Raw genomic sequence first — 9,666 nt, 5'->3', positions numbered from 1 at the left:
GGCGGCGGTACGGGCGCTGCGGGACGGGCGCGGCAACCAGTACCCGCCGGGCCCGGGCGTCCCCGAGCTGCGCGCCGCGATCGCCGCCCACCAGGAGCGCCGCTACGGCCTGACGTTCGACCCGGACACCGAGGTGCTGGTCACGGCGGGCGCGACCGAGGCGATCGCCGCCGCGCTGCTGGCCCTGCTGGAGCCCGGCGACGAGGTGGTGGCGCTGGAGCCGTACTACGACTCGTACGCGGCGTGTATCGCGATGGCGGGCGGGCGGCGGGTGCCGGTGACGCTGCGGCCGGACGGTGACGCGTTCCGGCTCGACCTGGACGAGCTGCGCGCCGCGGTCACCGACCGCACCCGGCTGCTGCTGGTCAACACCCCGCACAACCCGACCGGCACCGTGCTGACCCGCGCGGAGCTGGCGGCGATCGCGGAGCTGGCGGTGGAGCGGGACCTGCTGGTGGTGACCGACGAGGTGTACGAGCACCTGGTCTTCGACGGCGCCGAGCACCTGCCGCTGGCGGCGTTCCCCGGCATGCGGGAGCGCACGGTCACCATCGGCAGCGCGGGCAAGACCTTCTCGTTCACCGGCTGGAAGGTCGGCTGGGTCACGGCGGCGCCCGGGCTGGTCACGGCCGTGCGGTCGGCGAAGCAGTATCTGACCTATGTGGCGTCGGGGCCGTTCCAGTACGCCGTGGCCGAGGCGCTGGCGCTGCCCGAGTCGTACTTCGCCGCGTTCCGCGCGGACATGCTCGCCAAGCGGGATCTGCTCGCGGCGGGTCTGGCCCAGGCCGGCTTCGGCGTCTTCCGCACCACCGGCACCTACTTCATCACCACCGACATCCGTCCCCTCGGCGAGAGCGACGGCTTCGCCTTCTGCCGGGCGCTGCCCGAGCGGGCGGGCGTGGTGGCCATCCCCAACGCGGTCTTCTACGACCACCGGGAGGAGGGCGCGCCGTTCGTCCGGTTCGCCTTCTGCAAGCGGACCGGGGTGCTTCAGGAGGCGACCTCCCGACTCAGGACGCTGGCCGCCTGACAGCCACAGAGGCTTCGAACCTCCTTGCCGCGAACCGGACTTCGCCGCACGGGCGCACGGCGCGGAACGGCACGTCCCCTGGCCGGTCCCGATCGACGAAAGAGCGGGCCACCCCAGCCGGCTGCCCCGACCGGGAACGACCACGTCCGGCGACGGCGGTACCGACGGCGCGGGCCCGGCCGGCGGGGAGTCCCTCGTCAGCGGGCGTCCGGCTCGGGATCCGGGCGCGGGAGTTCGTCGAGGTCGAGGGTGAAGGTGCGGCCGTCGGCCAGGGGGATGGGGAGCTTGCCCGTGCCGTACTTGTGGGTGTGTGCGGCGATGTAACCGGTGGCGGTCGGCTGGGTGTGAAGGACGACTTCCTGGGCGTAGGGGTCCACGACCAGGTAGATCGGGATTCCGTAGCGGCCGTACTTCGCGGTGCAGTCGTCGTAGTCCTTGCGTGCGGAAGAGGTCAAGACGACCTCGGAGATCAGCAGGACGTCCTCGAAGCTGTAGCGCTTGCCTTCCTTGCGTGCGTCCTCGCGCAGGATCGCGAGGTCGGGGGCGGAGTTCTCGTCGGCGGGGAAGTCGATGTAGACATCGGAGGTGACCTTCGCGTGACGGCCGAGGGCAAGAGCGGAGTCGATCTGCATCGACCTGATGGTGCTGGAGTGCTCTTCGCTCTGCGGGGTCATGATCACCTTTCCGTCGGCCCCAAACAGGACCGTGTACCCCTTGGGGAACTCGGTGTGCACGATCGCGTCGGCGCTCATGGACGGCTCCTTCCCGTGTGCGGTCAGGATACGACGGACAGTGCCGCGTCACCGAGCCCGTCGGTACGGCCGGCGGACCGGTCCGGACAGGTTGTGCGGCCCGCTCACCGCCGGTGCCGGAGATCCGCAGCGGGGCCTGTCGCACGGTGGAGGAACAGGTAGGCCAACGAGGTGCCGGCTGGGTCACGGCGGCGCCCGGGCTGGTCACGGCCGTGCGGTCGGATCTGCTCGCGGCGGGTCCGGCCCAGGCCGGCTTCGGCGTCCTCCGCACCACCGGCACCTACTTCATCACCACCGACATCCGTCCCCTCGGCGAGAGCGACGGCTTCGCCTTCTGCCGGGCGCTGCCCGAGCGGGCGGGCGTGGTGGCCATCCCCGACGCGGTCTTCTACGACCACCGGGAGGAGGGCGCGCCGTTCGTCCGGTTCGCCTTCTGCAAGCGGACCGGGGTGCTTCAGGAGGCCGTACGGCGGCTAAGGCCCTCGCGGGCTGAGTCCACCGGGTTTCCCACAGGCTGTGGAAAGGCGGGCGGCGCCGACGGCACCGCCCGCCCGGTCCTGCGGCGCGACCCGGGACTACTCGTCCTCGGGCTTGTCCGCCTCGTCGATCTCCTGCTCCAGGCCCAGCTGCTCGACCAGCCACTTGTCGAACTCGATGGCCGCCCGCACCCAGCTGACCGTCGAGGAGACGAAGAACTCCAGGTTGACCCCGGGGCCGATCAGCATCTGCGCCTCGCCGATGAGGCGGACGGTGCCGTCGTCGTGGGTGTGCGTGTAGACCTTCGGCCACAGGGTGCGGCGGTTCCAGTCGTCGATGGACTCCAGCAGCTGCGGCTTGTCGTCGATCGGGTGCGGCCGGTCGTAGAACGTCCGCACCGAGAAGACCTGCTGGTCACCCTCGCCACGGAACATGAAGTACGTACGGAACAGCTCCCACGGGGCCGCGAGGTCGCCTTCTTCGTCGACGACGTACTTCAGCTCCATCTGGTCGAGGAGCTGCTTCACAAGGTCCTGATTCGGGACGACGGGGCCCGCCGGTCCTTGGGGCTGCGGCTGGGGCTGGCCCCCGAAGTTCGGAATCGAGGACGGGTCGATGCTCACCGTGAATTTCCCTTCGTACGGATTCCGCCATCCTCCCCCATGCGGGGCGGGGGGTGGCAAGCCCCGGCACGGCCTGTCAGCCGTCGGCTGACATGATCCAGCCGGTCGGGGCAGAGCCGGTGAACAGCGGGGAGACGGAGTCGCGCGGGGACGGAACCGGTGGTGGCTGGTGGCGGTGGTCGCGGGGATTCCCGCGCTGGTCCTGATCTGGCTGGTCACGGCGGTGGTGAGGGCCGCGACCTCGGACGATCCGCTCGCCCGGGGCCCGAGGGAGGTGCCGTGCGCCGAGGCGCTGGAGTTCGGCGGGGCGCGGTTGCCGACGGGCGCGTACGACACCCGCTGCACGGTGGAGGTCTGGCCGGACACCCGGGTACGCGGCCGAGTTCCGGATGCCGCGCGCCGAGCTGGCCGGCTGCCTCGGTCGCACCTGTCCGGGCGCGCCGCCGCGTACCGGGTTCTGCCTGGGCGACACGACCGACCTGTGCGTGAGCGTCGGCTTCGCCGAGGGCGGCGGGGAGCGGATGCCCGGCGAGGCGCACCCGGAATTCGGGGCGCACACCGCGAACGTCCTCGTCGACTACGAGGGCCCGGCCACGGCCCTGGTGCGCTTCTCCGCGTTCACCGTGTGACCCGGGCGCCGGGGGTGCCGGGCCCGTGCCACACGGTGTCGAGCGGGGGCCACCGGGGGACGCGGCGGCCGGTCAGAGCGTCTTGCCCAGGTCCGCCGGGTCCGGGGTGGCGGGGCCGACGATCAGGCCGTCGCCGAAGGTGTCGACGCGGACCGTGTCGCCGTCCTTGATCTCGCCGGACAGGATCTCCCGGGCGAGGCGGTCGCCGATCGCCGTCTGGACCAGCCGGCGCAGCGGGCGGGCGCCGTAGGCCGGGTCGTTGCCCTCGTCGGCGAGCCAGGCCAGCGCCTCCTCGGTGATCTCCAGGCTGAGCCGGCGCTCGGCGAGCCGCTTGGCCAGGCGGTCGATCTGGAGCCGGGCGATCCGGGCCAGCTCGTCCTTGGCGAGGGCCGAGAAGACCACCAGGTCGTCCAGGCGGTTCAGGAACTCCGGCTTGAAGGAGGCCCGGACCACCTCCAGGACCTGTTCCTTCTTCTCCGTCTCGGTGCGCAGCGGGTCGACCAGGAACTGGCTGCCCAGGTTGGAGGTCAGCACCAGGATGGTGTTGCGGAAGTCGACCGTGCGGCCCTGGCCGTCCGTGAGCCGGCCGTCGTCCAGCACCTGGAGCAGGATGTCGAAGACCTCGGGGTGGGCCTTCTCCACCTCGTCCAGCAGCACCACGGAGTACGGGCGGCGGCGGACCGCCTCGGTGAGCTGGCCGCCCTCCTCGTAGCCGACGTAGCCGGGGGGCGCGCCGACCAGCCGGGCCACGCTGTGCTTCTCGCTGTACTCCGACATGTCGATGCGGACCATGGCCCGCTCGTCGTCGAAGAGGAAGTCCGCGAGCGCCTTGGCCAGCTCGGTCTTGCCGACGCCCGTCGGGCCCAGGAAGAGGAAGGACCCGGTGGGGCGGTCGGGGTCGGCGATCCCGGCCCTGGAGCGCCGTACGGCGTCGGACACCGCGCGCACGGCCTCCGTCTGGCCGATCAGCCGCTTGCCCAGCTCGTCCTCCATGCGCAGCAGCTTCTGCGTCTCGCCCTCCAGCAGCCGCCCGGCGGGGATGCCGGTCCAGGCGGCGACGACGTCCGCGATGTCGTCGGAGCCGACCTCCTCCTTGACCATGGTGTCCTTCGCGCCCCCGCCGGAGGCGGAGGATGCCAACGCCTCCTCGGCCTCGGAGGCGGCCTCCAGGTCGCGCTCCAGGGCCGGGATCTCGCCGTAGAGCAGCTTGGACGCGGTGTCGAAGTCGCCGTCGCGCTGGGCGCGTTCGGCCTGGCCGCGCAGCTCGTCCAGCTTCTCCTTGAGTTCACCGACCCGGTTGAGGGACTGCTTCTCCTTCTCCCAGCGGGCGGTCAGGCCGCGCAGCTCCTCCTCCTTGTCGGCGAGGTCGCGGCGCAGCTTCTCCAGGCGTTCGCGGGAGGCCTCGTCGGTCTCCCGGCTCAGCGCCAGCTCCTCCATCTTCAGCCGGTCGACGGCGCGCTGGAGTTCGTCGATCTCGACGGGCGAGGAGTCGATCTCCATGCGCAGCCGGGAGGCCGCCTCGTCGACCAGGTCGATGGCCTTGTCGGGCAGGAAGCGGGAGGTGATGTACCGGTCGGAGAGGGTGGCGGCGGCGACCAGCGCGCTGTCGGCGATCTGCACCTTGTGGTGGGCCTCGTAGCGGCCCTTGAGCCCGCGCAGGATCGCGATGGTGTCCTCCACGCTCGGCTCGGTGACCAGCACCTGCTGGAAGCGCCGCTCCAGCGCCGGGTCCTTCTCGATCCGCTCGCGGTACTCGTCGAGGGTGGTGGCGCCGACCATCCGCAGCTCGCCGCGGGCCAGCATCGGCTTGAGCATGTTGCCCGCGTCCATCGCGGAGTCTCCGCCGGCGCCCGCGCCGACGACGGTGTGCAGCTCGTCGATGAAGGTGATGATCTGCCCGTCGGAGTTTTTGATCTCCGCGAGGACGGTCTTCAGCCGCTCCTCGAACTCGCCGCGGTACTTGGCGCCCGCGACCATCGCGCCCAGGTCCAGCGCGACCAGCCGCTTGTCCTTCAGCGACTCGGGCACGTCCCCCTTCACGATCCGCTGGGCCAGCCCCTCGACGACGGCGGTCTTGCCGACGCCGGGCTCGCCGATGAGGACGGGGTTGTTCTTGGTGCGGCGGGACAGCACCTGGACGACCCGCCGGATCTCGGTGTCCCGGCCGATGACCGGGTCGAGCTTGCCCTCGCGGGCGGCGGCGGTGAAGTCGGTGCCGAACTTCTCCAGGGCCTTGTACTGGCCCTCGGGGTCCGGGGTGGTCACCCGGCGTCCGCCGCGCGTCCTCTGGAAGGCCTCCTGGAGCTTCCTGGCGCTCGCGCCCTGCTCGGTGAGCAGGGCGGCGACCTGGCCGCCCTTGGCGGCGAGGCCGAGCAGCAGGTGCTCGGTGGACAGGTACTCGTCGCCCAGGTCGCGGGCCCGCGCCTGCGCGTCGGCGATGACGGCGAGCAGTTCGCGGTTGGGCTGCGGCGGCGCGACGGTCGACCCGGTCACGCTGGGCAGCCCGGCGAGGATCTTCTCCGCTCCGGCGCGCACGGCGGCCTGGTCGGCCTCGACCGCGGTGAGCAGGTCGGTGATGTTCTCGTTGTCCTGCCCCTGGAGCAGAGCCAGCAGCAGGTGGGCCGGGGTGAGGTCGGGGTGGCCCTCGGTCACGGCCCGGTTGCCGGCCGCGTTGATGGCGTCCCGGCTCCGGTTGGTCAGCTCGGCGTCCACGTTCGCGTTCTCCTCCTGGCGTCAGCCCGTCATCCCATACTGACGTGGGCAACGTACACAAAGTTGAGTCTATTCCACTCAATGCGCGAGAGGGAGGGCTGCAGCCGGGGGACACGGCCGGTATCGGCTAGTTTCCGGTCCATGGCCACACACTCCACGGACCCGGGTGCCCCGGACCCGCAATACCTCAGCTTCTGGCGTGAACGGCACCTGTGCACACTCACCACCCCCCGCCCGGACGGCAGCCCGCACGTTGTGCCCGTGGGGGTGACCTACGACCCCGAGGCGCGGCTCGCCCGGGTGATCGCGAGCAGGGCGAGCACGAAGGTGCGCAATGTGCTGGCCGCCGGGCCGGACGGGGCGCGGGTGGCCGTCTGCCAGGTGGACGGCCGGCGATGGGCGACGCTGGAGGGCCGGGCCTTCGTGCACAGCGAGCCGGAGCGGGTGGCGGAGGCGGTGCGGCGCTATACCGAGCGCTACGGGCGGACGCCGGGCCCGAACCCGGCCCGGGTGGTCGTCGAGATCGAGCTGACCAGGGCCATGGGCAGCCGGGTGCGCTGAACGCGCCGCGGACGCGCGGGGAGGGTCCCGGAGACGCTCTGGGGATCGTCCGGGGACCGGACTGTGGACAACAGGCCCGGTGGAGGTACGGATTTCAGCCAACCGCCGATCCGCCGAAACCCGCGCAGACCGCCGGAAACTACAGCGGCGTCACCGTGTTCAGGTCACGGTGACGCCGCTGCGGGGGGAAGTACCTGAGCGATCTTTTACGACGGGGGAATCGCGTCAGGCACTGCGGGGGGTGGCCGAGATGGTCATGGGGTCCGGGGTCTCCGGCTCCGCCAACCGGTGGTCACGCTGGTCAAGGTTGACAAAGATCATTCCGTACCGGATGGCACACCGTACGGGCTGCGGCGCGCCTCGGGGGCGGCGCAGGCACCGGTACGCCCGTACGTCTCCGTCCTCGTCCCGGGTGACGACGACCGGCTCACCGAACACGGTCACCATGAGGGAGTCACCGTTGTGGGGGATGGCGGTGGCCAGATCGATGAAGTGCCAGCCGGAACGGTACGCGGTGGCCATTTCACGCCGGAAGGACCGGTCGTCGGGTGGGGTGGTCATGCGTCCGCGCCCACCGGCTCCGACCAGCCGACGTCCTCGCCGCCGGCCACGACGCTCCAGCCGACATCGCCGGGTGACGCCTCGACGGACCAGCCGACGTCCCCGGTCACGCCCGCCGCGCTCTCCACCTGGGCAGCAGTCCGCCAGCCGACGTCGAGAGGACCGGCCGCACCGAAGGCCAGCGCCAGAGCAACGACGGCAGTAGCAAGCACCGAGCGAAGCATTCTCTTATTCATGGTCGGCTTCGTCCTCACTTGATGGCTTCCTCTCCCCCGCGAAACAAGACGATGGCTCATTCAGGCACGTCAATGCCACCAGGGAGATGCATCATGTTCCTGCACGTTCAGGACCCTGGGGGGTGGAGATTTGTCACCAAAGAGCACAAACCCGACACATCCTCACGGCATCACTGAGCTGTGCGCCGAAGGATCGCGGCTCTACGCCGCCGCCCTCAGCTCCGGGCGAATAGCCCGCGACGAGGTCAAGCCCGCTCCCTGCCTGCTTGAATTCGCCCTCCTCCACCCCGACCCCGATGACGCGAACTGGCTGCGCCCCGTTCCCCCGTCCATCGTGCTCGCCCAGCAACTCCAGCCCCTGGAACGCGAGATACAGGACCGCCGACGGCTCACCGTCGACCTCACGGACACCTTCCAGCCCTTCCTCGCCATCAGTGCCCAGCAACCGGCCGCCACCCACGCCATCACCGTCCTGGAGGGCATCGACCGGATCCACGCGGCCCTGGACGTGGCGATAGCCGAGGCCCGCACCGAGGTCCTCACCGTGCAACCCGGCGGCAGCAGGCCGGAACACATCCTCAGCCAGGCCCTCAAGCGCAGCAAACCCCTGATCGAGCGCGGCATATCGGTGCGCACCCTCTACCAGCACACCGTGCGGCACAGCCAGAGCACCTTCGCCTACATGGAGGGCATGGCCGGCGCCAAGGTCGAGATCCGCACCCTGGAAGAGCTGATCGAACGGCTCATCATCTGCGACAGCACCGTCGCCTTCATCCCCGCCCAGGACGACCGGCAGGTCGCCCTGGAACTGCGGCACCCCGGGCTGGTGCAGTACCTCATCAGGGTCTTCGAGCAGCTGTGGCAGCGAGCCGTGCCGCTGATGGAGGAAGTGCCCTACGAGTCCACCCCGGAGGGCATCACCGGCGTCCAGCGCTCGATAGCGAAACTGCTCATCGAGGGCCACGTCGACGAGGCCATCGCCCGCCGCCTCGGCATGAACGTCCGCACCTGCCGCGCCCACATCGCCAAGCTCGCCGCCGCACTCGGCAGCGGCAGCCGTGCCCAGCTCGGCTACCTCATCGCCCAGTCGGGGATCCTGGACCGGGACCGCTGAGCCAGCGCCGCGACCGGAAGGGGGCCCGGTGAGGACCGCGACACACCGCCACGAGTCGGAAGAGGTGTGCGAGGCAGGCCTCGCCCTGTACGCCCGGGCCCTGCAGGCCGGCCGCGTCCCGGCGGCGGAGGCCGAACAGGCGCCCTGCGCGCGCGACCGCGGCCTGCTCCAGCCGGACGACCAGGACAGCGCGTGGCTGCGGCCCGCGGCACCGTCGACGGCCCTGCCGCGGCTGCTGCGCGCCGTCGAGGACGACATCGCCCGGCGCCGCCGCCACGAGGCCTGGCTCGCCGAGGCGTTCGCGCCGCTGCTGCTGCTCGACACCCCGGACGGCGCCACCACCACCGCCTTCGGCATCCGGCCGCTCGGCGGAGTGGAACGGATCAACACCGCCATCGGCGAGGCCATGGCGACCGCCGTCGGTGAACTGCTCACCATCCAGCCCGGCGGCAAGCGCCCCGCCTCCGCGCTCCAGGTCGCGCTCCCCCGGGACCAGGCGGTGCTCTCCCGCGGCTGCCGGATGCGCACCCTCTACCAGCACACCAGCCGGCACGACCCCGCCGTCCTCGCCTACTGCGAGCAGCTGACCGGCGACCTCGAGGTGCGCACCCTCGACGAACTCCCCGAGCGGCTGATCGTGGTCGACCGCTCCGTCGCGTTCGTCCCCGCCAGCAAGGACCGCAGCCACGCCCTGGAGGTCCGCAACCCGGCCCTCGTCGAGTACCTGGTGACCGTCTTCGACCGGCTGTGGCGGCTCGCCACGCCCATGCACCCACAGGCCGCCCCGCAGCCCGTCCGCGGCGGCATCACGCCCCGTCAGCGCGCCATCGCCGGACTGCTCATCGAGGGCCACACCGACGCGGTGATCGCCGAACGGCTCGGCATGAACATCCGCACCGCCCGCGAGCACATCGCCAAACTGGCCGCCACCCTCGGCAGCGAGAGCCGCGCCCAGCTCGGCTACCTCATCG

General features: G+C 71.3%; 10 protein-coding genes and 1 pseudogene. 6 read left to right on the top strand and 5 right to left on the bottom strand.

From position 1 onward, the window contains the following. Positions 1–1,030, top strand: a 1,030-nt coding sequence (locus CCN42_RS15875; RefSeq protein WP_086736355.1) for a pyridoxal phosphate-dependent aminotransferase, incomplete at its 5' end; no start/stop codon positions are given. Positions 1,031–1,227: 197 nt separating this feature from the next. Here the strand turns inward: CCN42_RS15875 and CCN42_RS15870 are convergent. Beyond that, positions 1,228–1,782 (bottom strand): Uma2 family endonuclease, encoded by a 555-nt coding sequence (locus CCN42_RS15870; RefSeq protein ID WP_086736353.1) that lies wholly within the window; start codon positions 1,780–1,782, stop codon positions 1,228–1,230. A gap of 176 nt (positions 1,783–1,958) precedes the next feature. On the opposite strand from CCN42_RS15870, the pseudogene CCN42_RS44445 reads away from it, so the two are divergent. Then, positions 1,959–2,261 (top strand): annotated as a pseudogene (locus tag CCN42_RS44445) (aminotransferase); the annotation flags it as partial. Positions 2,262–2,357: 96 nt separating this feature from the next. Here the strand turns inward: CCN42_RS44445 and CCN42_RS15860 are convergent. Continuing rightward, positions 2,358–2,882, bottom strand: a complete 525-nt coding sequence (locus CCN42_RS15860; RefSeq protein ID WP_086167463.1) for a YbjN domain-containing protein — start codon at positions 2,880–2,882, stop codon at positions 2,358–2,360. A gap of 389 nt (positions 2,883–3,271) precedes the next feature. On the opposite strand from CCN42_RS15860, the gene CCN42_RS15855 reads away from it, so the two are divergent. Next, a complete protein-coding gene (locus tag CCN42_RS15855) occupies positions 3,272–3,511 on the top strand; it encodes a hypothetical protein (protein WP_086736350.1) in 240 nt (79 codons plus the stop codon). 72 nt (positions 3,512–3,583) lie between these two features. On the opposite strand, the gene clpB is transcribed toward CCN42_RS15855, so the two are convergent. Next, complete coding sequence (clpB, locus tag CCN42_RS15850) at positions 3,584–6,223, bottom strand: ATP-dependent chaperone ClpB (RefSeq protein WP_086736348.1); 2,640 nt, start codon at positions 6,221–6,223, stop codon at positions 3,584–3,586. Positions 6,224–6,364: 141 nt separating this feature from the next. Here clpB and CCN42_RS15845 point away from each other — a divergent pair, with 141 nt between their 5' ends. Continuing rightward, positions 6,365–6,784: a pyridoxamine 5'-phosphate oxidase family protein gene (locus tag CCN42_RS15845; RefSeq protein WP_158102094.1), complete on the top strand. Its 420-nt coding sequence runs from the start codon at positions 6,365–6,367 to the stop codon at positions 6,782–6,784. 225 nt (positions 6,785–7,009) lie between these two features. On the opposite strand, the gene CCN42_RS15840 is transcribed toward CCN42_RS15845, so the two are convergent. Together CCN42_RS15840 and CCN42_RS43765 are read right to left on the bottom strand one after the other, a co-directional pair. Beyond that, entirely contained in the window at positions 7,010–7,345 is a 336-nt protein-coding gene (locus CCN42_RS15840) for a Rieske (2Fe-2S) protein (protein ID WP_043502721.1), read from the bottom strand. Next, positions 7,342–7,557, bottom strand: a complete 216-nt coding sequence (locus CCN42_RS43765) for a hypothetical protein (protein WP_173883101.1) — start codon at positions 7,555–7,557, stop codon at positions 7,342–7,344. Before CCN42_RS43765 ends, CCN42_RS15840 begins: the two co-directional genes overlap by 4 nt. Positions 7,558–7,711: 154 nt before the next feature. Here CCN42_RS43765 and CCN42_RS15830 point away from each other — a divergent pair, with 154 nt between their 5' ends. Both CCN42_RS15830 and CCN42_RS15825 read left to right on the top strand, forming a co-directional pair. Then, a complete protein-coding gene (locus tag CCN42_RS15830) occupies positions 7,712–8,695 on the top strand; it encodes a helix-turn-helix transcriptional regulator (protein WP_078957763.1) in 984 nt (327 codons plus the stop codon). Between the two features lie 28 nt (positions 8,696–8,723). Then, positions 8,724–9,666, top strand: a 943-nt coding sequence (locus CCN42_RS15825; RefSeq protein WP_086736357.1) for a helix-turn-helix transcriptional regulator, incomplete at its 3' end; no start/stop codon positions are given.

The organism is Streptomyces glaucescens, from assembly GCF_002154375.1.
Classification (GTDB): Bacteria; Actinomycetota; Actinomycetes; order Streptomycetales; family Streptomycetaceae; genus Streptomyces; species Streptomyces glaucescens.
Note: the sequence above shows the minus strand (reverse complement) of the source record. Positions and strands in the feature narration are given on the sequence as shown.

Bases quoted from the DNA above. Each gene is read 5' to 3' on its own strand.
- CCN42_RS15870 (WP_086736353.1), bottom strand. From the start codon at position 1,782: ATGAGCGCCGACGCGATCGTGCACACCGAGTTCCCCAAGGGGTACACG.
- CCN42_RS15845 (WP_158102094.1), top strand. From the start codon at position 6,365: ATGGCCACACACTCCACGGACCCGGGTGCCCCGGACCCGCAATACCTC.
- CCN42_RS15855 (WP_086736350.1), top strand. From the start codon at position 3,272: ATGCCGCGCGCCGAGCTGGCCGGCTGCCTCGGTCGCACCTGTCCGGGC.
- CCN42_RS15840 (WP_043502721.1), bottom strand. From the start codon at position 7,345: ATGACCACCCCACCCGACGACCGGTCCTTCCGGCGTGAAATGGCCACC.